Source organism: Mesorhizobium sp. ORS 3428, from assembly GCF_001854785.1.
Lineage (GTDB): Bacteria > Pseudomonadota > Alphaproteobacteria > Rhizobiales > Rhizobiaceae > Mesorhizobium.
The window spans coordinates 1-25,164 of sequence record NZ_MDFL01000152.1 but is presented as its reverse complement, the minus strand read 5'-3'; the positions used below and the strand labels follow the sequence as shown (position 1 = coordinate 25,164).

Sequence of the window (25,164 nt, the reverse complement as noted above, 5' to 3'; positions counted from 1 at the left end):
GCGGCTCATCCGAGAGCCGCCATCTGCAGCTCGGCCGCCTTGCGATCGACCGTCTTGCCTGGATTCTCGGTCGCGCGCTCGAAGGGCTTCCAGGCCTCGCCGACGACCCGCTCGTAGGCGCTGACGGCACCCTCGGCGGCCATGCGCAGGGCGTGGGACTGGAGCGCCATGTCCGCAGCGAACTCTCGCTTGCGCTGGGCGGCGCTGTCGAAGCCGACGGGTCCATCGACATCTTCGTCCCGGTCGTCGCAGGCGGATTTGGCCGTGGCGTCGCGCGCCTCGGTTACCGCCCGGCTGTAGAACTGGCCAGCGCCGTAGGCGGAGCCGACGAAGGCTCCGACGACGCGCTGCAGGTGGATCTGCATGGCGCGTTCACCAAGCCCTTCATCGAGCGCGGCGGCGGTATCGACGATGAGCTTTTCGTGCAGGTCGCGGATGCCGTCGCTGTCGAGCATCGGGAGGCCAAAACTCTCGGAGATGAGCGAGCATTGTGCGGCATCGGGACAGGCGAGCCGGACCATTTGGAGGGTAGTGCCCTTGCGAAGTGGGACGACGCGGACGGTTGCGCGGGAATTGGCGGCTTTCTTGGTCATGGCATGTCCTTTCTTCAGGTTCCCGAAGCTCAGACCGGCTCCGTGCCGGCCCTCCCTCGGGCGCGGACCAAAAGAACCGGCGGAATGACGGGCGCTTCAGGGTCCGGGCGAACCGAGGCGAGCATGGCAGGTTTGCGGCCAAGCAGGGCTTTCTTTAAGCCCTCGCGCGGGACGCGGACCTGCCGTGCCGAGCCCGGATCGATCCGGCCGCCCCGCGGCGCGGAACGCGGCCTTGAAGCGAACGGCCGCCGGTTCAGGACCGCAGCAAGACCGAGGGAGGGCCGGCACGGGCTCGATTTCGACATGGGAACGGAAGGACAGGCGGTCATGACCACCTGCCAATTCAACGATCGAATGCTGGCGTGTCATCACCAGAACCACAATTGCCGCAATGGTCGCCTCCAATGATCGCCACCGCTGACCAAATCGAGCGTACCCGGCGTCCCACCGAATAGCGGCACCGCTAGACTTGCTCGCTCATGTGAGCCGTTTCGCCGCCGTGCCGATCGAGCGATTTGGYGATCGTCTGATCCTGCCGCGCCGGCTTCCGCGACAACGCGTCGACCTCCGGCTGGTGTTCCGCGGTCAGGGCGTCTAGCTGAGAGCGATCCCGCTCGAGGAACGCGCCTTGGTCGGGCGCCTTGCGCTGGCGATAATGCGTCCGGCGTGTGAGAAGAGTGGGGTCGGCGCCATCATGCGCCGTTTGATCTGCCGGTCGATCATATCCAACGGACGCTGCGTTTGCCGGCGACGCCTCTTCCATGCGGAAGAGCTGGCGGCGCGGGAAGTTCATGTCGAGCGCGTCCCCTGCCAGCCGGCGAAACTGGATGGCCCGGCATAGACGGCATGACGGTCGGGGTCGATGACGAAACCGAACTGGCCGATTTCGTACTCGTGGGCCGGAATGAGGAAGCGGCGTTCCTCGGTGTCGGCGCCACGCCTACCGCCGGGTGTGGCGATGCACTCGACGAAACCCTTCTCCTGCTCCGACGTGATCGCCGAAACCACGACCCAGTCGCCTGCATGTTTATCCTCGAAGGCGCGGCGGTCCTTCTCGCGGGATTCGCCGGGACCGAGAACGGTGCCGAAGATCGCTTCCCATGCGTCGGGCCAAGAGTCCTTGATCGTCCTCTCGGCRCAGCGCCGCTCGAATGCCGTGAACAGGTGTGGGAAGGTCATGGCGACGATCGCCCACTCGGCGTCCTCCTCGTACCATCCGCCTGCCGAACGCAGCATCGTATGCACCTTGCGGTTCCGCTCGGCCGAGAGCCTGAAACCGCCATGGCCAGCGGTCGAGTAGGCGGTCACGCCCTCGGCATAGAGGGTTCCACCCTGCGACACGCCCCAGGGCGTATTTGCGCCGCCGCCGATCTCGCGGCGGCCAAGGCGTCGCTTCTCGCCCTGATGCTGCGCCTGCTCGAGGACTTTCGTGCGGAAAGCGTTCTCGTCGGCGAGGTCGCCCGCATGACCGTAGAAGTCCGCCCGCGTCCATTCGGCCATCGGCCGGGCGATGCGCCAGCCGCTGACGAGATAGTGCCGGCCGTCGCGGGCAGGCGCCATGGCATAGGCATGGTCGCCGACAAGTGCGGCCGGCATGCCGTCGGCGCTGCGCCCGAAACAAACCCCGAACGGATCCGGGGTCGTAGGTGACGGAAGCGAGGAAGGCAGGATCTGGCTCATGCCACGGCTCTCCCCTCGACGGCATCGGCCGCGGTCTCGTCGGCCGTGACCTCTTCGCGCACCGCGTTGGGATAGCCATGCTCGGAGAGCCATTGTCCGGCGGCAGCGCGGTGCGTCGCCAGATGGACGAGCTCGGCATGGTCGCCGGGTCGGTCGAAGACGCGCACGGCGCCGACCGGCGGGCGCTCGATTATTGCGAAGCGCAGGCTTGACCACAGCGAGAAGGTCCGGTGGACGCGGATGGCGATCACGCCGCCGGCGCCGAAATCGGTCTCATGCAGGGTGAAACTTCCGCGGCCCAGCATGCTGGCGTCGCGTCCGCCGTGCTTGCGGATCAGGCGACCCTGGCTGTTATTGTTCTTCCAGTCGGCGAGCTTTTTGGAATGCCGCTCCGGCGGACGCGGCGTGCCGTCAGACCAGGCGACGATGGCGCCGATGGGAGCATGTTCGAGGATGGTGTGCACTGACATAGTGTCCTCCTTGGCTGAAGCTGAAACGAAACCGCCGCCGGGATGACCGGCGGCGGTTTCGCCTGCGAAAAAGGGGCAGGCGACGCTCTACTCGGCAGCCTCGCGGTAGCCCTCGTCGAACTCGTCCGTCGCGTCGCCCTCGGCCACTTGGTCCTCACCGACGACACTCCCGGCGTCAGAGGCATCGTCATCCTCGACCTCGGTGACGGCGCTCTTGGCCAGCCACTCGGAGAGAACAACGGCGTCTGGCGCGAACAGGGCCGAAGAATGCACGAAGTGGCCCTCCTTGAAGTGATCGACGAGAGCGGCTCGGGTGTCTTTGACCCGCGCCCGCGGCAGCACTGGCGTGTCGGCGCACGAGGCCTCGAGCGCGGGACGCGACAGGCAGGAGAGGAAGTCCTCTGTGCCCATATTTGCGAGGAAGCCGTCGGCACTTATCGCAGAGCCGGCGACGATCGCCAGGATGCCCGACTTGCTGATGTTCTCCCGGCACGAGAGCACATCGATCAGCACGCCGCGGGCAGCGACGCGCAGCGCGTCCATATCGAAGGCGAACTGGCCTTTGGYATCGAACAGGCTTGCGGCGTGGCGGCCGAGGCGTCCGCCGAAGCGGAAATCCCCGCCGGCCCCGGAATCGACGCGCACGTTCTGGCCGGCGAAGGCAAGAACGAGCAGCGCGAACAGCGTGTCGTCCTCGATGGGGGCGCGCGACAGCGCTTCATGCAAGGCATCGGTCCGGAGATCGCCGATCATCTCGATGCCTTTGCGCGTCACGTCGGGACGCGGCTTGGAGACGACGATCGCCTCGTCGTCGCCACCGGCGTCATCCGCGTTCTTTCCGTTCGCCTTCTTTGCTTCAGGCATGCGGAACTGGWCCGTCTTCACCTTGCCCTCGCGATCGAGATACATCGCGGTGTGGTCCGACTTCTTCGGCGTGCCGTAAACACGTTCCGCCTTGGGCGGCAGCTTGACCTCGCCCCAGGTATTGGTTTCCGTAATGATGCCCTTCTTCGGGAGGTTCTGCGTCATCCACTCCTGCTGGGCGCCGAGGAAGGCGTCGACGTCAGTGGTGTAGCGGCTGTCCTGGTCGGCCGGCGCGAACAGGTCTTCGACCCAGGCAATGCCATAGGCCTCTCGCAGGTCGTCGCCGAAGCTGGCGTCGCGCGCGTACATGCGGGTCTTGGCAAGCCCATTGGCCACGGCCCACCATGAGACCTGCGGGTCACCCTTGCTGGGCTTGTGTGCCTTCCAGACTTCCTTTTGCTCCTCCAGGGAGGCGGCCGCGATCGTGCGGAGCTGGCGCTCATCGGGCATGTCGCCTTTGGCCATATGATCCAGCATCGCCGGCAGCACATTGGCGAGCAGCCTCAGCTTCTTGATCTGGCGAACCGACTGGGCGAGCGCGATGCCAATAGCCTCCTCGGTCCAGCCGAGCGCGACGAGGCGCTCTATAGCGCGCCACTGGTCGACCGGATTGAGCTGCTCATGCGCGATCGTCGTGACGAGCGAGCGCATGGCGCCACCATCCTCGGCGCGGGGAACGACCAGAACGGCGATCTCGTCGAGACCGGCGGCGATCGCCTGCTTGACGCGACGATGGCCCTCGTCGATGACGAAGCCATTGCCGCCATCGGTCTCGGCGGCGACGACAGGCGGCTGCACGATGCCGACAGCCTTGATCGTCGCCAGCAGCAGGGCGTCGGCCTGCGGGCTGGACTTGGAACGGCGCGCCTTGTCGGGATTGTCCTTGAGCGAGCGTGGATCGACAAATTTCAGTTCCATGGAGATGCTCCTTTGGGGATTGCGGACACGGCCCATCGCCGGTCCCTTTCCGTCTTCTTCCCGAAGACATCCCCCGGCCCGCAGAGCGGGCGGGCCTGGTGCAATTGCGAACGAGCATCCCTGCCTGGCTAGCCAAGCGGGGCTTCCAGCCCTGCGCAGGATGACGGGCCGGGATCGCGACGGGAGCGATTGAGCGGCAGCGTCAGCGGTCCGCCCGATCTGCGAGCGGGCTCACCTCCTCTTCATCCTACTTTCCCTCCCCCAAACCGGCTAAGACAAGGTAGCGATGATGTAACCCTGACCGGTGGTGGTGCGGTTGCTCCAAAGCCGGGAAGGCACCGTCGCTACAAAAAGCGCGAGAAATCTGCTATCGCTTAGCAATGAGGAAAACCGTTCTGGCGATGCTGGAGCAGCATGTGCTCGATTTCGGTAAGCTGCCGGCGCTTGTCGGCGAGCTCACCCGAAAAGGGGAACGTGCCACCCTCGCGCGCACGATAGGACGCCAGGCRCTGCTCCGCGTCGGAGAGGCGAGCCCGGTAGCGTTGCTGTTCATCCTCGAAGGCGGCGAGAACGTGCTCCAGCCGGGCGATGGCACCGAGCGGCGTGGTGGTGACCGGTAGCTCGATTTCCGTCCCGGCGCCGGTGCGCACGAGCATAGTGGAATAGCGATAACCGTCCTGGCCAAAGCGTTCGCCGGAGTATTCCAGCTCGAAGCCCCCGATCGTCGCGATGACAATATTGYCGGCATGCTAGAGCTGAACGAGGGTAAGGATCTCCTTCATGAGCGCGCGCCCGGCGAGCTTGCGCTCGGTGAAAGTCTCGTCTCCCACGGTCATGCCGAACGCCTCGCCCGCTGTCGGCATCAGGCGGTCGAGGTCCTTTCCGATCTCTCCGATGCGGCGGATCGAGTGCTCGATGTCGCRTTCGRCATCACGGATCTGACGGCGGATGGYGAACTGATCGTCCTGGTGCGCGGCGCGCAGGCGTTCGAGCYTGGCGATGTCGCCTCGAGGCCGGCCTTCTGCATCAGGCGCGGATCGCCTGAGGCAATGGCCTTGGCCATGGCGAACTGATTGGCCTGCCCCTCGCCGAGGTCMTCGAGCCGGCGGATGGAGGTGTCGCCGGAAAGTGCTGCGGCGATGAAGCGGGCCTTGCGCTCATTGTTCTGCCACATCTGCGCGTCCATCGAGCCTTCTGTGGCATAGGCGAAGATGTCGACCACATCGTGCTGGTTGCCCTGGCGCAGGATGCGGCCCTCGCGCTGCTCGATCTGCGACGGGAGCCAGGGCACGTCGAGATGGTGCAAGGCCTTTAGGCGGAGCTGCGCGTTGACGCCGGTGCCCATCGTGTCGGACGAGCCGATCAGGAAACGGACTTTTCCCGCACGAACGTCGCCGAACAGGCGCTGCTTGGCCTCCGACTTCTTGAAATCCTGCATGAAGGCGATTTCCGACGCCGGCACGCCGAGACGCACCAGCTCGTCGCGTATCCAGCGATAGGCGGAGAAGCCGCGCGTCTTCTCGACGCTGGTCGTGCCGAGATCGGAGAAGATCATTTGGGCAGCACCCGTCAGCTCGAAGCGCTTGCCATCAGGACGGACATAGGCGTTGCCGGCAGTCTCCTGCCAGATGCGGAAGGCGTTGCCGATGAGCTCGTTGAGCTTGTTGTCCGGCTCGTTGTCACTGTCGAGATCAACGAGGCGCAGGTCGATCGCCGCGTGGCGGCCGTCGGTGATGACAGAGAGCAGGATGTCGTCGCCGGGTTCGGGCGGCCGATCGCGTTGCTCGATCGCCTTGATCCGGGCATCGAGCAGGACCTGGTAGCGCTTGAAGGCAGCGGAAGGCTTCGAGGTCCTGATCTGCCGCGCGCCGGTCGATAGCGCCGGCACCCTGGCGTAGTCGCGCAAATCCTCGGGCATAACCACGTCCGCGAAGGAGCGGAACATGGCGATGAGCTCGGGGACGTTGACGAAGGTCGCGAAGCGCGTGACCGGCTTGTACTTGCCGTTGGGCTGCAGCTCGAGCTCGGTGGTGACATCGCCGAAGGTCGAGGCCCAGGCGTCGAACTCGTGCAGGCCCCGGTCGGCGGGCGCGGCATAGCCGAGATATCGCTGCACAGAGAACATTTCGCCGAGCGTGTTTGTGATCGGGGTGCCGGAAGCGAGTACGAGCGAACGGCCCGGGTTCTTGGTCTCGGTGAAACGCGATTTTACATAGAGGTCCCAGGCGCGCTGCGAGCCGTTCGGATCGATGCCCTTGAGCGTCGACATGTTCGTGGCGAAGGAGAGCTTGCGGAACTCCTGCGCCTCGTCGACGATGATCTGATCGACGCCGATCCCCGAGATCGTCAGCAGGTCATCCTTGCGGGTCGCCAACGACTCCAGCCGTTCCTGGAGGCCTTCCTTCAGCCGCTCGAGGCGCTTGCGCGATACGCGGTCACCGCTCTCGACCCTGGTGAGCAGCGATTCATAGAGCTCCAGTTCGTCGTGAATCATCTGCTGCTCGAAGGCAGACGGCACGCCGATGAAGCGGAAGGCCGAGTGAGTGATGATGATGGCGTCCCAAGTGGCGGTCGCGGCACGCGCCAGGAAGCGGTGCCGCTTGTCTTTGGTGAAGTTCGTCTCGTCGGCGACCAGGATGCGCGCCGTCGGGTAGAGCGCCAGGAATTCGCGCGCCGCCTGCGCCAGGCAATGCCCGGGCACGACCATCATGGCCTTGGCGATCAGGCCGAGGCGCTTCTGCTCCATGACAGCGGCGGCCATCGTCATCGTCTTGCCGGCACCGACCGCATGGGCGAGGTAGGTCGAGCCCGCCGAGACGATGCGCCAAATGCCGCGCTTCTGGTGCCGGTAAAGAGAAAAGGCGCCAGAGGCGCCTGGGAGCTGCAGGTGGTCCCCGTTGAATTTTCGCGGCGCGATATTGTTGAAGCGGTCATTATAGACCCGCGCAAGCCGGTCGGTCCGATCGGGATCGGACCAGATCCAGGTCTGGAACGCCGTCTTGATCTTGGCGAGCTTCTCCTTGGCTGCCTCCGTGTCGACGACGTTGAGCACCCGCCGTTCGCTGTCCCCCTCTTTGATGGTGTCGAAGATCTGCGGCACGCGGCTATTCAAGGCATCCGCGATCAGCTCGCCGGCATGACGGCGCCCAATGCCCCATTCCGACGTGCCAGCCGCTATATAGCAGAGCTGCCGCGCCTCGACCGTCCATGAGGCGAGCTCGGGCATATGATGGATGCGGATCTCGGCCCCCATCGTTTCTTTCACGAAGGCGACGACGTCGGCAGCCGGAATCCACGGCGCGCCGAGACGGGCGGTGATGTCAGCGGGGCCGAGGTCGGCCGGCTGGACGGCGACAAGCGCCCGGACATTGCGCTCGAAGAGAGGACCGAGAGCGGCGGCGGCTTGCGCCACCTTGAGCTTGTCGCGGACCTGGCCGGAAAGATAGGCGTCGGCCGTCTGCCATCCGCCGCTCTCGGGATCGCGGAAGATGGCGTCGCCGAGTTCGGTGATGACAGAATCGACATCGTCATGAAGCAGCTCGGCGATGTGATCGATGTCGACGTGGCCGCGCTCGTTGAGCACCACGGCCAATGCATCGGCGGCGCAAGTGATGATCGGCGCCGAGGGTGGGGCAATCACGCGTTCGGTGAAGATCGGCCCGGGCCGCGCCGTATGGGTCTCGAGATCGTAGTCCTCGATCGAGGCGACCAGCCAGCAATCGGGATCGTCGAGGAAGGGCTGCAGGTTCGGCCGGCGATGCGTCTCGCGCATCTCACCGGTCTCCGGGTCCTCACTGGTCGACACCACCGTGGTGTTGATCGGACCAAAGGCGCGCACGAAGTTCGACCAGGCGATGCGCAGCTTGACCTGCGCCGGCTTCCAGGCCCGATCGAGCTCCTGCGCCTTGAGGACCTCGCGCACGGCGTCGCGGATCGGAATCAGCTTGCGGATGATGCGGACGTGCTTGTCCGGTACGCCATCGGTGCTGCGCCCCTTGCGCACCGTGATGGTCACAGGCGCGCCGTCGACCATTTGCATCAGCGCGCTGTCCTTGGCGATGAAGTAGCTGCCCTCACGGATAGCGACCTCGTCAGGACGAAGCTTGTCGACGCCGTCGATGYTGTCGTCGGCGTCGCGATCAATGACCTCGGGCTCGCCGTCATAGATCGCTTGYGGAAGAAGCGAGAACGCTTGGGAAAGAGCTTGCTCGAGATTGACGCCTTGGCGCGGCAAACAGGTGTAAGTATCGCCGAAGGGACCGGACGTCGTGGCGTGGCTGCCGAGCACGAAATCGGAGTGCCTCGCGAACCAGCGGTTCACGCGGATCGCGCTATCGTCGCGATCGRCTGGGCGGACCTCGTCGATTTCGAGCCAGCTGACATCGCCTTCGGCCTCGCCGGGCTTGCGCTTGCGGAAARGAGAATGTCGACCACGACGTCGGTGCCGGCGTCCTGCCGGAAGCTGCCCTCCGGCAGGCGGATGGCGGCGACGAGGTCGGCGGACTTCGCGATATGCTCGCGCGCCGAGCTGTCCGCCTTATCCATCGTGCCCACGCTGGTCACGAACGCCGCGAGACCGCCAGGCTTCAGGAGATCGATCGAGCGCGCGATGAAATAGTCGTGCAGGCGCAACCCCATCGACCGATACATGCGGTCCGAGCGCACAGTGCGATCGGAGAAGGGCGGATTGCCAATGGCGAGGTCGAATGAGGCTGGGAGGTCGGCGCRGACAAAGTCCCCATTGACGATACGCGCGCACGGCTGCAGCAGGCGGGCGATGCGCGCCGTCACTGGATCGAGCTCGACACCGGTGACGTGGGACGCAGCGCGCAGGGTCGCGGGCATGAGCGCCGGAAACAGGCCGGTGCCGATGCCGGGTTCGAGCACCTTGCCTCCACGCCAGCCTAGGCGCTGCAGGCCCCACCACATCGCTTTTACGATGAACTCCGGCGTGAAGTGCGCATATTGCGTGCAGCGGGCGAGCGAGGCGTATTCGTGGCGCGGCACCGTCTCTTCAAGGCGGGAGCCGATCTCATCCCAGCCGGATCGGAAGTCGTTTTGGCCGGCACGCCGAAACACGGCATTGGCGAGCTCGGAGGCGCCGAAGCCAGTGAAGCGGATGAGCCGCGCCTGATCCTCCGGCGTCGCCGCCCGATTGGCGGCCTCAATCTCGGCGGCAAGGCGAATGGCGTCGATGTTGTCCTGGGCCCTCCGCTTCCAACCTTTGGCGAGGCCTCGGTCGCCGGCGAGAATGAAGTTCTCCCTGCGGCCATCTGTAGCGCGGGGCGGGCGCGGGGTGGCGGCGGTATCCGGGCCGAGCCCCGCTGGTCGAGCCGTCTCTGCTAGGACCGCGCTTTGCCCGTTCTCCGGCTCGTCGGCGCCGAAATTGCTGCCGAAGGCGGTGACGCCGAGGCCGAGACCGGACGACAATGCAGTATTGCCGAAAAGATCGAGCGTGAAGGGATCGTCGCTGGGCATGGGAATTCTCCTTGGGTGAGCTCGCGCGTGAGCCCGGSCGAGCAGGATCGGGCGGTGGTCGCGGTGGGGGTTTGGGAAGGTCAGCGGGTGATCAGCGAGAGCGCGATGTCGGTCTCGGTGAGCTCAACGTTGAGGTGGGTGGCGCCGGAGTTGCGGTCGACGAGCGGGATCAGCCGCTCGGCTTCGATGAACTCAATGCCGTCATCCGCGCCGAAGTGGCGGCGTTTGTAGTCCCACCAGTCGAAGTCGCCCTTGGGATGGCACTGCTCGGCATAGACGACGAGCGCGCGGGAGCCTTCCGCGAGCTTGCCGTTGGACATGATGTAGACGCCCTGGTCGCGGACCAGCCACAGGCCCGGCTTCTCGCCCTCGCCGGGGCGTGTGCCGTAGTAGGGATTTCGGAAGCCGCCATTGACGGCGGCATCGGCAATGCCGCGCTCGATGACTTTGCGGACGGCGACAATGGGAAAGGTAAACATCGCCRCTCCCCTTACGCCGCGGTCTTCGCGGGAAGTTGCCTGAGATGTACCGGCAGCTTGGCTGCAATCTCGTCGTCGGTGAGATCCTCAAGCAGCTTGAGCCCGGTCCGCCCCGGGCCATAGACGAGAAGGGTGCGTTTGCCGCGGTGCTCGGGCACAAAGCGCTCACMGGCATAGCCCCGATACTCATCGTGCGTGGCGCTCCAGATGTGCTCGAGGCGCTCCTCATGCGTCATCGCCTTAACCGGCCAGGACTCGCGCTCGACGATGACGTCGCGCGTCTCGACCGGGGAGCAGGCCTGAGATAGGTCGCAATAGGCATGGAAATAACGAGTCCGGCCGTCGATACGCAGCGTGTAGAACACGCTGGTGACGCTCTCGGTGAGGAACTCACGCAGCGCGAACATGTCCCCGCGCATCCAGAGCGGCGGCAGGATGTCGAGCATGGTGTCGTGCTCGGCGCGAGCGATCTCGAACCATTCGCCGGTGTACAGGTTACTGTCGTCATCCTCCCAGCGGTTTGGGCGCAGGGCATGGCGGTCGAACAGGCGATACATCTGCCGCCGGTCGGCGACGCCCTGRTAGATCTTGCGGATGGAGGACTGCAGGGTCATGCGAGGCTCCTTGGCCACTTGCGGGCCGGAGCGCGGTTCATCCCTCACGGATCACCATCATCTTCAGCCCTTCCGGACCCCTCCTCCGCAGCCGCCTCTCCGACCGGGCGGGTCAAGGGCCGGCGCAGCCGGGCGGAGCGTCACCCTTGAGGCGGCCGGCGGGCATGAGGCAGTCGGCTTGCCTCCTCCATTCCTGTTTCTTTCYCCTTTGCTTTCAGATCGGCGTTCCAGTCGTCCGCCACAGGGCGCAACCGCTCACCGCGGCACCCGACCTCCTCGGCTAGGGYCAGAAGCCTGCAAGCGTAGACGTCGCCCTGCTTGTTGTTGTCAGTGGCGGCGACAAGCTGGCCTCCAGGCCTGACGGCGAGCGCCCGGATCGCCGCGTCCGTCGCCGGCGACCAGCCGCCTCCGGTGCTGAGATAGAGCGTGTCCGAGCGAAGGCCTTCGAACGCGGCGAGGCTCATGGCGTCGATCGCCGCCTCGGTCACGCAGAGGCGAAGCGCATCGCGACGGCCGAGCCTAAACAGCACCTTGGTGCCGCCGGTGGCGAAGCCGCGCCAGTCCGGGCCGCGCTCCTCCCATCCGGCAATGGTGCCGTCGGCATCGACATGCGCTGCCCACATGCTGCCATGCGGGCCTTCCCGCAGGATCCCGGCAGCGATCGCAGCGCGGAGAACGGGTTCGGGAAGGTGGCGGGCGTCGCTGAGATAGCGCCAGGTCGCCGAGCCGCGCCACGGCTTGCGCCTCGCCCGCCAGCGTTCCGGAACCGAAAGATCAGGCTCCCAGTCGCCGGATTCCCGATCCCAGACCTTCTCGGCCGGCACAAGCCCGACGAGACCGGCGACTTCGTTCATGGCCTCGACGAAAGGCACGCCTCCGAGATGCTCGACGAGGCGAAAGACATCGCCCTTGCCGTCCGACAGCGGGTCGAACCAGCCCTTGCCACCATGGATGACGATAATGATCGCCGCCTCGCGGCGATATTTCATTGCCTTGCGCGTGCTCTCCTTGCGGTCGAGCGCGAATCCCAGATGCTCGAGCACCGCGGCGCAGGGCACCTTCGCCTTGAGTTCTTCCAGATCTGCTTTTTCCATCGTTCGCCAGCGCGCACTGTCGCGCTCCTTCTCTCTCGTTCCCGCCCCAGACTTCGGGACAGGAACCGGAGGCCGCGAAGAGCAAGGCGGGCAAGGGCGCGGCTGGCAACTGGTGAATCATGCAGCAACTTCGGACTTGAGCCGCGGCGTAGCTCCCCCTTGCCGGCCGCAGCGCGCAAGCGGCAAGGTCACCGAGCTTCAGCCCCTCCGCTTCTCTTCCTCGGCCGCGATCATACGCACGAAATCGATATTCAATTYCGCCCGCGGCGCCTCAGTCGGACGACCTCGGCGGCCACGGTTGGCCCAGTGAAAGAATTCACCGCACGAGCGCGCACGGCGTGCGGCACTGTGCCTCGGAATAGGCGCTAACCTCTGCTCGACCCCGAAGAGGGGAACTGCACCTGCCGTCGGCGTGGTGGATGCGGGGGGCCGTTTGGTCGGCTACGTCATCATCGAAAACGTCGGCGAGCTCATGCTGCTGCGCGGCGCCGTCGCAAGCTGACAGATCTCGGTCGGGCCGCGGGCCACGGATATACACCTAGCGGCCCGGCTCGCAATCATGGTCGTGACCCAGGGTTTCGAGCCGGGCTTTACCCCGGCAGTTGGGTGCAGGGGCGCCAGCATTATGCACCTGGCAAGGTGCTCGACAAACGAAAAAAGGCCCGCTGCCGAAGCAGCGGGCCACTCGCGCGAGGCGGGCGAACCCGGTCTGGCAAGCCGTTTCAGCATCTGAGCCGTAACTGCAACGCCGCCTGTTCCGCCAAATTTGCGGAGTCGATCGCCACCATGCCGCCGATGTCGCGGACCAAGCGGTCGCAATGTCGTAGGGGTCTAGGTCTGCATCGCCGCGAAGCCCGAAAAATTCGCGGGAGAATGCAGCGATGACTGTTCTGCCTGCCGGTTAGGCGGCACCTGCCTGATTGAGGCTTGGCCGGCGACAGCCTCGATGCGCCGAACGCGACAAGTCCCATTGCGAAACTTAGCAAAGCGCATATTCTTTGGGATCGTCGAGGATCGCACCCGCGATCGCCGGCATGGGCTATCGACGCGGTGCTGCCTGGGCGGCGTGGGTCGAGGATCGGCCGGCCATGGATTGAATTTCGCGCCGGGGGGTCAAGCGATGCAGCAAGGAGTCATGAGTTTTGCGGCCACGGGAACTAGCGAGCGCGAGCAAGCCGACAGCGATATTGCCCGCGAGCAAACCGTCCTTTTTCGTCTCACCGACCGACTTTACCGCGCCAAGGGTCTTGTCGAGGTCTACGAGGCCGCGTTGGACGCCATCTGCGACGCCCTCGGTTCGTCGCGCGCCTCGATCCTGAGATTTGACAGCCATGGCGTCATGAGCTTCGTCGCGTGGCGCTCACTCTCTGAAGAATACCGCAAGGCAGTTAACGGCCATTCGCCGTGGACGCGCGATGAGCGTAACGCCGAGCCGATCTTTGTCGAGGATATTCGTTACAGCGGTGAATCTCAGCWACTCGTCGACACGGTGCTCGGTGAAGGAATTGAATCGCTGGCCTTTATCCCGCTTGCCAGCGCCCGCGAGCTCATCGGCAAGTTCATGGTTTATTATCCGACACCCCATCGCTTCACCGAGCGTGAGCGCGAACTCGCGCTGACCATCGCCCGCCAGCTCGGGTTTGCGATCGAGCGGGACCAGGCGGAAACCACCGCTGGGCGACTAAGCGCGCTGGTCGAATCCTCAGATGACGCCATCATCGCGATGGACCCGAACGGCATCGTCACGGACTGGAACGGTGGCGCCGAGCGACTCTATGGCTACGGACGCCAGGAGATTATCGGTCGTTCCGCCACGTCGCTGACTCCGCCCGACCGCCAGAACGAGGAGCAGGAGATCCTGGCGCGCATTCGGAATGGGAAGCATGTCGAGCATTYCGACACCATTCGCCTACGCAAGGACGGCAGTCCTGTTCCCATCTCTTTGACAGTTTCCCCTATCGCAGACGCGTCGGGCGCGATTGTCGGTGCCTCCAAGATCGCCCGCAGCATCTCCGACCGGCTGCGCGCTCAGGAGCAGTGGGAGATGTTGCTTCGCGAGATGGACCACCGCGTGAAGAATCTCTTCGCCATCACAGGCGCCATCGTCAACTTGARCGCGTCAACCGCTGAAACGCCGGCGGAGCTCGCCTCCATCGTGTCTGACCGCCTCGGCGCCCTGGCTCGGGCGCATGCGCTGACGATCCTCCCGTCCGCTGGCCGCCCTGTTCAGGCGGCCACGAGCCTGCATACATTGATCGGCGCGATCCTCGCGCCATACCGCCATGAGGCCGACGAGCGTCCCCGCTTCGCGATCAATGGCATCGATATGCCCGTGCCCTCTGCGATGATCACGCCGCTTTCCCTCCTGCTGCATGAATTCGCCACCAACGCTGCCAAATATGGCAGCCTCTCAGCGGCCGCAGGCTCGATACAGATCGCTTGCTCCAATCGGGTCGGCAAAGTGCTTATCGAGTGGCGGGAGATAGGCGGACCACCCCCGGAAGCGACCGCAGAGGAGGGTTTCGGCAGCCGCTTGGTCCGTGTCGCCGCGAGYCAGCTCGGCCGGGTCGACCGAACCTGGAACCCCTCCGGCGTCGTTATTGAGCTCACGATTGATCGTGAAAGATTTTCGGCCTGACCGCCAAGCCGAACCTCGCCGCCTACGTCGCGCTTACGGCATGGCGCAGCAATGGTCTTGAAAATATCCCCATACATTCGCAGGAACCAAATGCCCTCGAAAGCGTAGTAGCGCCTGAAAGGGGCACCGGGACATGGGCGACAGCGCGGTTCTGGTCGTTGAAGACGAGATCATGAWCCTCATGGACATCGAAACTGCTTTGGAGGAAGCAGGATTCGAGGTGCTGGGCAAATGCAATGCCGTTGAAGCCTTAGCTGCCTTCGATGCCGAACCGGAGAGGGTCAAAGCGCTTGTCGCCGATATTCACCTGGGCGATGGCATGTCAGGCTGGGAAGTTGCTAGGCATATTCGCCGCGCCAACCCAGTCATTCCAGTTGTCTATGTGAGCGCCGACAGCGCTGTGTACTGGAGTTCTGAGGGCGTGCCTAATAGTATAATGATCACCAAGCCGTTCTTTCTCCCGCAGATCGTAGCCGCTCTGGCTACGCTCCTAAACGAGCAGTAGCGCATACCCGGTAAAGTTAGGGCAAATCCTTCGTCGGCCCGTCAGGTGCCACCAGATCAAAGCGGCATCCTCGCCGGCGCGCCTCGCGGACCGCTAAGGCCGCCGCGTCGGTATTGRCCAAGAGTGTCGTGGCATCGGTTCCGTCGGAGGGAAAGACGGGCACGCCGATACTCACGCCTGCCTTAATCCGGTGCCCGTCGATGCGGCGGCGTAGTTTGATATGTGCCGCAGGCACCGTTGCCGGCTGATTGGCTCCCCTCCTGCCCTCTTTCTTCTTGAGCGCAGGAAAGCCTTCTTGAGAGCARGAAAGCCCCAGTTTTCAAATATAAATATTGTGCGCTGCAACAAAATGTTGCACCGCAGGTAATACTGCCACATACTGGTCTCGTTGTGCTGGGCGCGGGCGATACACCATCGTCAACCGGGAGGATAAGGAAATGTCCAAGATCGCCGACAAGCCCACCGAAACCGCCGAATTTCCGACATTCGACCCTGGTAAGGCCATCGATCAACTTCGCGCAGTCGCCGAGAAGGGCGTCGGGCAGTCGGAAGAGGCTCTTGCAAATTTCCAATCGAGGGTTGAAGACGCCCGGAAGGTGCTCGAGTCGACCGCCGAAACGGCGAAATCGGTCGGCAACGAGCTGTCGCTGAAGATGATCGCCRCATGGCGCGCCAATGCCGAGGCTGATTTCTCGCACGTCGAGGCTCTGGTCCGTGCGAGGTCGCTGCCAGAAGTCTTTGAGTTGCAGACTACTTTCCTGAGCAAGCGCGTCGAAATGGGTGTCGAGCAAGCCAAGGAATTTCAGGAACTCACGACCAAAGCGGCGACCGACGTTTCCAAGCCGGTCAAAGACGCCTTCGAGAAGGTGCTGAAGGATCTCAAGGCCGCCTGATTGTTCAAGCGACCGGAAATACGTGTAAATCAGAAGACAGGAGATCGACAACTCCCGCCGATATCCTTCTGTGTGGCGCGCTTGAGGAATCGGATTGACGGCGCATACCTTATGGTTGCGCCTAGCTATGYGGCTCAACGATCGACGCTGGCGAAGGCAACCGGGCTCGGGCGCTAGCCGCGGGCAACGCCAGCCAAAAAAGGTCAAGTCGGCCGGAGGGCGAAAGCGTAAGTACGCACGAATTTCCCAAATAAAATAACATGCCGTGGAACGTATGTGGCTACGGCTGGCCGGTGCAAGTTTTGGGTAGCACCGGCAGTTGGGCATTTTCTTCTCATCGCGTTTCCGACTGGATGGAAGCCCGGCTTGCTTTTGGGGTTGGATTGACGTTGGCAAGCCGGGCTATGCGCCGCCTGATGGGCGGGGGGCTTGGGGTTATCAGCCGGCGCGATCGGGAGAGAGTCTGATTTGCCAGCAGACCCGCAATCGATTGAGGTCCGATCCTTCCAAATGCATTGGTCCGAATAAGCGAACCATATAGCCCCGTACTCAATTAGGCGGCCGCCTGCCTGCATCATAGGCGTCAGACCGGCGCCGCCTGCACGAACCTCACCCGCAACGTCTGGATGATCCGATGATTGGATCGAAGAAACGCGGCGACGCGAATTCCTTTCAACGCACGCCACTTGATGGACAGAAGATTGAAAAATCCGGAGATATGAAAATGACCAAGATCGCTCTGACCATCGCAGCCGTCCTTGCTGCCACGGGCATCTCCTGATGTGCGCTCTCGCAGTCGTATTTTTGTTGYTGGCAAGCCGCTATGCCCGGATCGTGAGATAAAGATGATCATTCTCCTGCTGCCAGACGCTGTAACCACGAGCCAAGTCGCCAACTCACCCACGTTGCCCGGTACAATTTGATGCCAATTTGGTGCAGCAGAGGCCCCGATAAAGTCATCATTTCTCCCAGAGATCCTTCAGCGTGCATGGCGAGATTTTGCTCGCTCTTCAGGAACTTCACTCGGCCGACCAGACTGGGCCGGAGCCATTTCGTCAGGCCCTCCGGTGCCGGAGCGACGGCCTTGCCTGCACGCGTTCCCATAGCAAAATCCCAATCGCAGGCGTTGAGAATGGCTCCCCTCGAGCAAATCGCCCTGCATTCCCGRYACGCACCAAAGGCRCAATCAGCTCATCTTAGTCGCCCTRCCGCTTGCGGCTCCGCTGCTTCTCGATTTCCTCAGGTTCTTCRTCATCGATACGGGTGATGTTTGAAGCCGAGCTGTTTGAGCGCAGCATCTCGTCCAACTTGGCATGAATTGCCTGAGTGTCGCGATGCTCCGCCCGCTGAATGAACAGTGTCATAGCCCAGGTGAAGAGCGTAGCCGCCCCATGCCAATTCAAGCTTTCCCRGTCGAAGACCACCCACAAAGCCGTGTAGGCCAGCAGCACCAGGAATGCCGTGGGTCGGGAGGTGAAAGTGCCGACCGAGGTGAGTAKCTTTGTGACTGGATTTGCCATCTTCAGGAACTTTCGACACTGACGCAGGTTCCRGCCGTCAAGCGGTGGGAYGTCAGGCTGAAGCAGCCCRGTACTTTCGATAATACTCGGCATCCTTGGCGCGCAGTGACCGTTGAAGAACATGTCTTAAGGGAGGGTTATGACGTGGGAGGCAAAACAGAGCGACAACTCAACTGCCACCTCTCAGGTGGCGGATAGCCTCTCGAGGGCAGCTGGTCAAGGCGGAGCTTGCGATYGCACGACCGACGGTCCGCGCAGGGAGGCCCTTATAGGCTTCTGCGATCGGGCACGATCTTGACGGCCCAAATGTGCGAACCAATATTTTCGCGGGGCGGACCGCTGTCGGGACGCCCGTTTCCAACTCAATTGTTCGTTCGACTTGGAGGATCCTATGAACAACCAGATGTTCGACAGCCCCGTTTTCGTGAAGAACGGGAACAGCCTCATCCAGGAAATCGCATGCCTCGAAGATGCCCTCGAATTTCTTTACGAATGGCCCAAGAACAGACGTGGCAGCGTCTACGAAACCGCCCTTCGTGYCTGCCAGCGAGCATTCGACAGCAACTATCCRCTGACAGCCGCCAGAGACGCGTTTTGCGGGTTCGCAAAGTCGGCCAGAATCCATGAGGAGGTGACCACAATCTTGCCTTGGATGGCCGGCCAGCGGGGCCACGGCGGCGGAGTGGCCACCTAAACGCGTCGTGAAAGGAGGAGTTCACGATGCTTTCCCGGCCTTTCGAAAAACCGGTTTGGGTATGGGTGGGACTGGGCTTTCCACGTCAGCTCAACACGGTCGCCGATGCCTATCAGTTTGCGGTCGATTGGTGTGGCAACAGCCCAGAGCAGAAGGCTGCCATGCGCGCCTGCAAAGCCGCGCTGGTCGGAGACGTTGACCCTGAAACTGCTAGAGGCGTTTTCGTAGCCTTCGCCCRCAAGAAAGACATTCTAATCGATGACGCCGCAATGCCTCCGCTCCTGGAGAAAGCGCGGCCAAGACACGTCTRACGTGAGCTGTGACGAACGGCGGCCAGTCGGCCGCCGTCCAATCTGGAATCCTGAAATCTGACGCAGACGAGTTTCATGAGACTCGAGCGGCCAGTCATTTCTCACGGAAATCCTTCAAAGAAGCGTGACGCAGCATCTCCTCGCCCTTGAGGGTTCTTATCCGGCCCACCAATTCGGGTCTGAGCCATTCGGCCTTTTCCTTTGCCAAGCCTGTTGGCGGGGGAGCGCCGACCTTGCCCTGCACGCGGTCCCACAGGGCTTGCCGCTGCCGGCTTTGAAGGTGAAGAAGGCGCCGCCCATATAACGGCCGTTCTCGGCCATCAGCACCATCGGCGGTTTACCCGTCTCGCGCTTCACGCCGATGATGTCCATTTCCTTCACAAGAAAGCACTTAATCTTGCGCCAGTTCATCGTCGGACCGCTACAATAGACGCTATCCAGTCGCTTCGAGACGATACCCTCCAAGCCCGCCTCGCAAGCAACGTAATAGACGGCGTCGCCGTCACCCGGCAACGCTTCGCTGAACTGAATGCGGCGGCCGGCCGCGATCAAAGCCTGCAGGACTTCGCGCCGATCCCTCAGCGCCATATCGCGCAGATCGTGGCCCTTGAGATGCAGCAGGTCGAAGGCGACCAGATAGAGGTCGTGYGGGCGCCTGGTGATGGCCGTACGCAGCGCGTGGAAATCGGACAGGCCCGCCTCGTTGGTGACGATCGTCTCGGCCTCGATGATGAAGCTTTCCGCATGGAGCAACGCGGCTTCAGCAGCGATAGGCCGATATTTGGCCGTCCAGTCGATTCCAGTTTTGGTATAGAGGCGGATGCCGTCGGCATCTTGACCAACAGGGTACGGTAGCCGTCGAATTTGACCTCGTGACTCCACCCGTCGCCCTTGGGTGGCAGCTCCACGAGTTCGGGCTCCATGGGCCGGATAAACCTCAGCCGCTCGCTAGCATTGCGCATGCTCAGTACCCCAACCCTGATTCAAGCCATGCGCAGCCGCCCGGTTCCGGGTATTTTAGCGAAATTATATGCAGGAGCGGTTATGGTGCTGGCAGACGACATCCGCATGGCGGAACGACCCGTTGGCGAAGGCGCGAGCCACATCACCCGTCAGCGCCCTGTTATCGAAGACCTTGCTCTCCACAACTGGCCAAACGAACAAGCGAAACAGTTCTTGGACATCCTCGAAGGCTTGCAATGGATGCACCAAGCGCACCTGTCAGGGGCGCTGYGGAAGCTGCCGGTAGATTGAAACGGGCAGTCTGGACAAGGTTCTCCGTATCACCGGAACATTCCGGCACCACCGCTGTTGTCCCTGACCGGGAGAAACAGCCATCGCTGATGACAAGAGCAAGCGCGGTGGCAGCGACCGCGACCGGGTTTCAGCGGATGAAGATTACGAAGTGCGTCATTTCGCCAACAAGGTGGGTCTCACGRTTCAGCAGGTCCGCGAYCTCAGAGACCTTGGAGYGCGAGGCGGAGAAGCTGCGAGGATGACGAAGATTTCAGATCTCGGGCCGCCGATTCCCGGAAAGCGGGTCGGCGGGGAGYCGATCAACGAGGCCGATCATTTCCATCTATGCCCTACATGCGCCGTTGATTTGCGCGCCTTCGTCAGCTGATTTGGCATCAAAAGGCGCACACGAGCCGCTTGACTGGACGTATAGCGGGCACCCTGCCTGTCAGAGATCATTATCGTCCGAAACGCAACGGTATCGGAAGCAATTGCGAATGTGGTCATTGAAAAAGCGTCCCTTGGCAAAGGCCGATCGGAATGCCGCAAAAGTCTCCGGCGGCACACCTTCAAACTCGTAGCGTTTGCCGCTGGTCACAAACCAGACCGACAGAACTCTGTTGGCCGGATCGTATTCCGCTTTCCTGATCGAAGTGGACGGCATGAAACACGTGTGGTCTCGAATGGGTGATTTCGGCTTGTTTCGCGGAGCGGCTGTGGGCCGGCCCTGCTACACTACCGCGGGCTTTAAGATTTCGACTGGGCTAAACCTCGTATCGCTGGTCCATTTAAGACAGTTCCGTCTGCTGCGAAGTGTGAGCCGTGGCAGGGGCAATCCCAGCACTGCTCGGTGGAATTCCACTGCACGATGCAGCCCAGATGCGTGCAACTCGCCGAATGCCGGTGCAGCTCGCCGTCGCGATCGCGGCACACGGYGACCTTCCTCAACCCGTCCTGAAGGATGCCACCTTCACCGGACTTGAGATCGTCGGCCGACTCTATTTCACCCGGCAGCAAGTAGCCGGCAAGGTTCTTTACCGTCGTGAGGTTCTCGTTGATATAGCGCGTTGACGCGGCGGCCGGCGTGCGGTCCGGGGCGTAAACGGCTTCCCAAGGATTCGACCCGTTCACGATCAGATCGTGGATCAGCAGTCCGGCCAATGCGCCATGTGTCATGCCTTGGCCGGAGTCGCCGGTTGCGATGAAAATGTTGCCATTGCCAGGGCTTCGACCGATAAAGCCGCAGTAGTCGATCGTTTCGAGAACCTGACCGGACCATCTCGCTTTTTCCCGACCAAGTTCCGTCACMAGCGCCCYGATCCAAGCTTCGAGCACGGTGAAGCGCGCCTCGCCGTCATCCGCTTCGCCCGATCTGTGATCGCGGCCGCCGACGATGAGACAGTCGGTCTTGCCGGGGCCTGGATTGAGGCGGACGTAATAGTAGGGATCGTCCATGTCCCAGTAGAGCGCATCCGGGAGAGTTCCCTTGGGGATATCGAAAGCCATCGCATAGGTGCGATAAGGTGCCATTTTGCTGTGGACCTTCACCCAGGTGTTGATCGGCGAATTCGTGGCAAAGACCGCGTCGGAAGCCGTAACGGTGCAGCCGCTGTCGCATTTCAAGCGTACCTCGTTCCCCTCTTCGATCTCGACGACAGCGCTGTCGGCGAATGCCTTGCCGCCTTGCTTCTCGAAATCGGTCAGCAGCGCGTCTAGATATTTCAGCGGGTGGAACGTGGCCTGGTTTGGATAGCGCAGGATCGGCGCCGATTCATGACCCTTGAGTGGCACGCCCTTGCCATGTTCAACCTCGGCACCGATCTTTGCCGCGGCCGCATACTCCTTGTTGCATTCTCTGGCGGCCCGCTTCTCATCCATCCAAGCGGCCGGAAACAGGAACCCGTCCAGCCGCYGGAAATCGCAGTCGATCTCCAGCCTGGCGATATGCTGTTCGATGCAGTCGACGGCGGCTCGCTGGCTTTCGTGAAATCCGCGCGCCAGAGCCTCGCCGCGCATGTCGATCAGCGCGCTCAAGCCATCGTCGCAGACGGGAGCCAGATGGGCGGTCGTGCGCGATGTCATGCCGCCTAACAAGGCGCCGCGATCCACGAGCAGCACCTTGCGTCCTGCCAATGTCAGCTCATAGGCAATTGATACGCCAGCCATGYCCGCGCCGATGACGGCGACGTCGCAACGCTGGTCTTGTTTGAGGCGAGGAGCACTGGGTAAGCTGGTATCGAGCTTCCAAAAAGACTTGGTCGCTTGGCTGCTGACGTTCATGGAGTTCTGGTCCTACCTCTGATAGACGGAGGGACTTGCGACGACTGCCGCACAGGCCGGATTGTCGCCTTTCCTGATCCTGTTCATCTATACCGCTAGGTGCTCTTGAGCTTTCCGTTCATCCCGTTTGGGTAAAACCCACCCTTGCTCACACCAGATTGGTCGGTCAGATAGACGATGYGCAGCACCTCCTTCGGCGTCCTTGTGAAGGCAATTGCATCCGGCGTCGAAGGAACGAAGTTGGCTTTTCCGTCGACGCGAATGCCCTGGTCTTTGTCATCGGGCCCATCCATCTTGTCGCGTGCATCGGAAACCGCATTCGCCGCCTTCCAGGCCTTCTCGCCCATGCGATAGAGCGACGACCGCGCCATTCCCATGTGATAGGCCTCGACCGCGAGAATTCCGGCTGCGGCAGCGAGGAATTCCTTGTTCTTCAGGACAGTTGCCGCACCGGCGTAGRCAGTGACACCGACATCCTCAAACAGCATGCCGCCGAGCACGAAGTTCATCTGGTTGCCGAAGGGATCGAAATCGGTGCCGAGCCCGGCCGCCTTGGCGACCGCGGCAAAGCCAGCGTCGAAATCAATCGCTGKGCGGTCCACCGCATTCGATCCAAGTGTCTTGCGATAGAACCTGACATGAGCAAGCTCGTTTTCCGCGACCTCCCGCATGAATTCACCGAGCGCGGGTGTATCGAAGGAAACCTGTTTGCCGCCGACGACATCGCCGGGCTTGGAACCGACGTCTGAATCCTCGATGCCTTTTCCTGTGGTGCCGCGCAGGTAATATTCGGCCTCCATGTATTCCAGGTTGAGTGCGAAGCGGAAAATGTCCTCGTCGTTTATGTCATTCTGGGCGCGAGCAGCCGAAATTGGGGCAGCACCGGTAGCTGCAGCTAGGGTCGCCCCGAGGCCGATTTGAAATGCGCAGCGACGAGAAACATGAAGTGAAGGCGTGGCATGGGTCATAGCTTCCTCCTGACRCTCGCCGTGACCAGCAGATCTGGACTCAAGGCGGGCGATCGGCCCAAACCATCCAGAACCTCGAATGTTCCGGAACTGCCGAACTTTGTGAGATCCATGCTATGGTAAGCCGCGATATCGGCGAATCCCGCAGAGCCGGCGCGCAGATGCTCTGCGACGCTTCGGCGTAGTGTCGATGAGCTGCGCAGATCGAGGCGTTCACCACATTCCTCGAAGCAGCCAATCGCAAATCTCGCGACGTGATCGAGATTTCGCCGACTGGGACCGCTCCCGGCGGGCCGTGTGCCCGAACTATCGTTCGGTCGATTTCCCGAGTTCGACATCTGTCGCGACCGCACCGACGAGCAATTTTAAGCGTGGGGCGGACCTCTTTGCGAGAGGGACATTCGTTCACGCTGGCTGACAAACCTGCTTCCAGAAATTGGCGCGGAAGCTCATAAGCGGACATGGTGAGTATCGCGTCCGTGGCCAAAGCCCTGGCACTGATCCCCCCTCAGCRCTGGGGCTTTTCAGTCTCGCCGATCACTACCGGCGCGCCGGCTTCCACCGTGATCTGCATGATCTGCCGCACGACAATGTCGCGGATAGAACAAAGTAGATTACGGCTCTCGTCGTCGCGGCTGTGCGTTCCGACGATCAGTCTGAACTTTGGCAGGCGATCCGCGTCGAACCAGGTGATGTGGCAGCCGATCACATCTAAATTGGCGTTGACAAAGGGCGCGACCATAGCCGGCCCGCAATGGAGTTCGGCAGCTGGCCGCGCAGATCGTTGCCGTACCAGTAGCCCCACGCCGACRCACAGCGCAGCCACAGCGAAGCGCCAATGTGACCACAGCCGCGCGCCTGCCGGCCTCGAGCACGTGCCGCATCCAGGCTGTCGTTTTCCGACCCGCCTGGAACCGAGCGGTCGAGCACGATAGAGCAGGCCTCAAGTAATCCTGGTCAAGGTCTTCGTAATGCGRCCATGCCGATGCCGTCGTTGCCGCGGACGCCGCCGGCGCGGCAATTCCACTTGTTCTTGGCGGTGTTGAAGGCAAAGGCATTGGTGCCGCCGCAGCTCGGCCATGGCTGAGAGTGAGCATGTCCGTGAATTTCAGTCTAAGCCGTTTGGCTGCGTCTTCGATCGAGACAGCGCGCGCATCCGCGATAAGGTCAATGTCCGTCCTCACGTGCTGCCCCGATCAGACCCCCGGCTTGAAGCCGCAAATCGCACATCCAATATCTCGATACGGCGTCGCGAATTTCGCCAACACCTTGTGAGTGGTTGTTTATGAATGATGGGCCCGAAACGGACCGGAGGAACGTATGAAAGACATGTTCAAAGCACCGATCATGATCGATGATGCGGCTTTTGGCGTAAGGGTGATACGTTGTGCGATGGACGCCATCGAGTTCCTGGAAGAGTGGCCGTTCGAAAAGCGAAGCAAGTTGCATGCACGCGCATGCGAGGCATGCTGCGCCGCTTACGACGGGCGGGGTCGGCCCGAAGCAGCTCGCAAAGCGTTCCTCGCCTGGGCTCGCGTTGCCGGCATCAGCCCTTGCGGATCGATTGTAATCGATGGAGTGGAAAAGTCCGGGATCGTTGATTTGCTATGATGGATATCRCTGCCTCAAAAGGACATCTTTTTCTCGCGCTCGATCACTGAAAATCCTGGCCGATCCCCGTCGCCGCCGCGCGAGAAAACGCTCGCGCTGAGCCACGACCTGCCGAGTGGAAAGCCCCAGCCGCGCGCTCAGTCCCGGCCACCRAACATCATTTTATATCGAGCTTTGTCCAAGCCCTTTCTCCCCAAAGAAAAAGATGCGCCCGGACAATTAGCTAGAGCGGGATGAAATTGTTGGGAGTCGGTAATGGATTCCCAAATCAGCGGGTTTGTGATTCACCATTCATGCTGGGAAGGAGGCCAGCATGAA

At 62.4% G+C, this 25,164-nt stretch carries 26 protein-coding genes; 9 read left to right on the top strand and 17 right to left on the bottom strand.

Annotation, left to right across the window (positions count from 1 at the left end):
• Positions 1-5: 5 nt before the first annotated feature.
• The 11 genes from ORS3428_RS25635 to ORS3428_RS25595 all read right to left on the bottom strand — a co-directional run bounded on the left by ORS3428_RS25635 (position 6) and on the right by ORS3428_RS25595 (position 12,190).
• Positions 6-593, bottom strand: a complete 588-nt coding sequence (locus tag ORS3428_RS25635; protein ID WP_071101078.1) for a hypothetical protein — start codon at positions 591-593, stop codon at positions 6-8.
• A 463-nt stretch (positions 594-1,056) separates the two neighbouring features.
• The gene (locus ORS3428_RS25630) at positions 1,057-1,386 is read right to left on the bottom strand and encodes a hypothetical protein (protein WP_338011958.1); all 330 of its coding nucleotides are present in this window, start codon (positions 1,384-1,386) and stop codon (positions 1,057-1,059) included.
• Positions 1,383-2,273, bottom strand: coding sequence for a DUF7007 domain-containing protein (locus ORS3428_RS25625; RefSeq protein WP_071101077.1), 891 nt, complete (start codon positions 2,271-2,273; stop codon positions 1,383-1,385). The genes ORS3428_RS25630 and ORS3428_RS25625 overlap by 4 nt, the downstream gene beginning before the upstream one ends.
• Positions 2,270-2,743, bottom strand: coding sequence for a hypothetical protein (locus ORS3428_RS25620; RefSeq protein ID WP_071101076.1), 474 nt, complete (start codon positions 2,741-2,743; stop codon positions 2,270-2,272). The genes ORS3428_RS25625 and ORS3428_RS25620 overlap by 4 nt, the downstream gene beginning before the upstream one ends.
• Positions 2,744-2,830: 87 nt before the next feature.
• Positions 2,831-4,525, bottom strand: coding sequence for a ParB N-terminal domain-containing protein (locus ORS3428_RS25615; RefSeq protein WP_071101075.1), 1,695 nt, complete (start codon positions 4,523-4,525; stop codon positions 2,831-2,833).
• Between the two features lie 374 nt (positions 4,526-4,899).
• Complete coding sequence (locus ORS3428_RS34495) at positions 4,900-5,181, bottom strand: hypothetical protein (protein ID WP_443136882.1); 282 nt, start codon at positions 5,179-5,181, stop codon at positions 4,900-4,902.
• Positions 5,182-5,387: 206 nt separating this feature from the next.
• A complete protein-coding gene (locus ORS3428_RS25610; protein WP_443136881.1) occupies positions 5,388-8,846 on the bottom strand; it encodes a helicase-related protein in 3,459 nt (1,152 codons plus the stop codon).
• Positions 8,843-10,003, bottom strand: a complete 1,161-nt coding sequence (locus tag ORS3428_RS34490) for an Eco57I restriction-modification methylase domain-containing protein (RefSeq protein WP_443136880.1) — start codon at positions 10,001-10,003, stop codon at positions 8,843-8,845. Before ORS3428_RS34490 ends, ORS3428_RS25610 begins: the two co-directional genes overlap by 4 nt.
• Positions 10,004-10,083: 80 nt before the next feature.
• Positions 10,084-10,482 (bottom strand): DUF3085 domain-containing protein, encoded by a 399-nt coding sequence (locus ORS3428_RS25605; protein ID WP_071101074.1) that lies wholly within the window; start codon positions 10,480-10,482, stop codon positions 10,084-10,086.
• 11 nt (positions 10,483-10,493) lie between these two features.
• Entirely contained in the window at positions 10,494-11,096 is a 603-nt protein-coding gene (locus tag ORS3428_RS25600; RefSeq protein WP_071101086.1) for a DUF1419 domain-containing protein, read from the bottom strand.
• Between the two features lie 140 nt (positions 11,097-11,236).
• A complete protein-coding gene (locus ORS3428_RS25595) occupies positions 11,237-12,190 on the bottom strand; it encodes a DUF3991 and toprim domain-containing protein (RefSeq protein ID WP_071101073.1) in 954 nt (317 codons plus the stop codon).
• 1,135 nt (positions 12,191-13,325) lie between these two features.
• Here ORS3428_RS25595 and ORS3428_RS25590 point away from each other — a divergent pair.
• The 4 genes from ORS3428_RS25590 to ORS3428_RS33400 all read left to right on the top strand — a co-directional run bounded on the left by ORS3428_RS25590 (position 13,326) and on the right by ORS3428_RS33400 (position 17,007).
• Positions 13,326-14,828, top strand: a complete 1,503-nt coding sequence (locus tag ORS3428_RS25590) for a PAS domain S-box protein (protein WP_083355287.1) — start codon at positions 13,326-13,328, stop codon at positions 14,826-14,828.
• Positions 14,829-14,961: 133 nt separating this feature from the next.
• Entirely contained in the window at positions 14,962-15,333 is a 372-nt protein-coding gene (locus ORS3428_RS25585) for a response regulator (RefSeq protein ID WP_071101072.1), read from the top strand.
• 437 nt (positions 15,334-15,770) lie between these two features.
• Positions 15,771-16,226, top strand: coding sequence for a phasin (locus ORS3428_RS25580; RefSeq protein ID WP_071101071.1), 456 nt, complete (start codon positions 15,771-15,773; stop codon positions 16,224-16,226).
• Positions 16,227-16,860: 634 nt separating this feature from the next.
• The gene (locus ORS3428_RS33400) at positions 16,861-17,007 is read left to right on the top strand and encodes a hypothetical protein (RefSeq protein WP_157895990.1); all 147 of its coding nucleotides are present in this window, start codon (positions 16,861-16,863) and stop codon (positions 17,005-17,007) included.
• A gap of 415 nt (positions 17,008-17,422) precedes the next feature.
• Here ORS3428_RS33400 and ORS3428_RS25575 read toward each other — a convergent pair whose 3' ends face one another.
• Positions 17,423-17,746 (bottom strand): low affinity iron permease family protein, encoded by a 324-nt coding sequence (locus tag ORS3428_RS25575; RefSeq protein WP_071101084.1) that lies wholly within the window; start codon positions 17,744-17,746, stop codon positions 17,423-17,425.
• Positions 17,747-18,137: 391 nt separating this feature from the next.
• On the opposite strand from ORS3428_RS25575, the gene ORS3428_RS25570 reads away from it, so the two are divergent.
• Together ORS3428_RS25570 and ORS3428_RS25565 are read left to right on the top strand one after the other, a co-directional pair.
• Positions 18,138-18,440, top strand: coding sequence for a DUF982 domain-containing protein (locus ORS3428_RS25570; protein ID WP_071101070.1), 303 nt, complete (start codon positions 18,138-18,140; stop codon positions 18,438-18,440).
• A gap of 26 nt (positions 18,441-18,466) precedes the next feature.
• Positions 18,467-18,751 (top strand): DUF982 domain-containing protein, encoded by a 285-nt coding sequence (locus tag ORS3428_RS25565; RefSeq protein ID WP_071101069.1) that lies wholly within the window; start codon positions 18,467-18,469, stop codon positions 18,749-18,751.
• A gap of 156 nt (positions 18,752-18,907) precedes the next feature.
• On the opposite strand, the gene ORS3428_RS25560 is transcribed toward ORS3428_RS25565, so the two are convergent.
• Entirely contained in the window at positions 18,908-19,633 is a 726-nt protein-coding gene (locus tag ORS3428_RS25560) for an ATP-dependent DNA ligase (protein WP_338011957.1), read from the bottom strand.
• Between the two features lie 39 nt (positions 19,634-19,672).
• Between ORS3428_RS25560 and ORS3428_RS33585 the strand changes: the two genes are divergently transcribed.
• Together ORS3428_RS33585 and ORS3428_RS34485 are read left to right on the top strand one after the other, a co-directional pair.
• Entirely contained in the window at positions 19,673-20,005 is a 333-nt protein-coding gene (locus ORS3428_RS33585) for a hypothetical protein (RefSeq protein ID WP_172833730.1), read from the top strand.
• 82 nt (positions 20,006-20,087) lie between these two features.
• The gene (locus ORS3428_RS34485; RefSeq protein ID WP_443136883.1) at positions 20,088-20,375 is read left to right on the top strand and encodes a DUF3606 domain-containing protein; all 288 of its coding nucleotides are present in this window, start codon (positions 20,088-20,090) and stop codon (positions 20,373-20,375) included.
• A gap of 60 nt (positions 20,376-20,435) precedes the next feature.
• On the opposite strand, the gene ORS3428_RS25550 is transcribed toward ORS3428_RS34485, so the two are convergent.
• The 4 genes from ORS3428_RS25550 to ORS3428_RS25535 all read right to left on the bottom strand — a co-directional run bounded on the left by ORS3428_RS25550 (position 20,436) and on the right by ORS3428_RS25535 (position 23,977).
• The gene (locus ORS3428_RS25550; protein ID WP_071101067.1) at positions 20,436-20,651 is read right to left on the bottom strand and encodes a KTSC domain-containing protein; all 216 of its coding nucleotides are present in this window, start codon (positions 20,649-20,651) and stop codon (positions 20,436-20,438) included.
• Between the two features lie 83 nt (positions 20,652-20,734).
• Positions 20,735-22,267, bottom strand: coding sequence for an FAD-dependent oxidoreductase (locus tag ORS3428_RS25545; protein WP_071101066.1), 1,533 nt, complete (start codon positions 22,265-22,267; stop codon positions 20,735-20,737).
• Positions 22,268-22,362: 95 nt separating this feature from the next.
• On the bottom strand, positions 22,363-23,235 hold the full coding sequence (locus ORS3428_RS25540; protein ID WP_071101065.1) for a ferritin-like domain-containing protein: 873 nt from the start codon (positions 23,233-23,235) through the stop codon (positions 22,363-22,365).
• Between the two features lie 508 nt (positions 23,236-23,743).
• A complete protein-coding gene (locus tag ORS3428_RS25535) occupies positions 23,744-23,977 on the bottom strand; it encodes a hypothetical protein (protein WP_071101064.1) in 234 nt (77 codons plus the stop codon).
• A 578-nt stretch (positions 23,978-24,555) separates the two neighbouring features.
• On the opposite strand from ORS3428_RS25535, the gene ORS3428_RS25530 reads away from it, so the two are divergent.
• A complete protein-coding gene (locus ORS3428_RS25530) occupies positions 24,556-24,846 on the top strand; it encodes a DUF982 domain-containing protein (protein WP_071101063.1) in 291 nt (96 codons plus the stop codon).
• Positions 24,847-25,164: the final 318 nt, after the last annotated feature.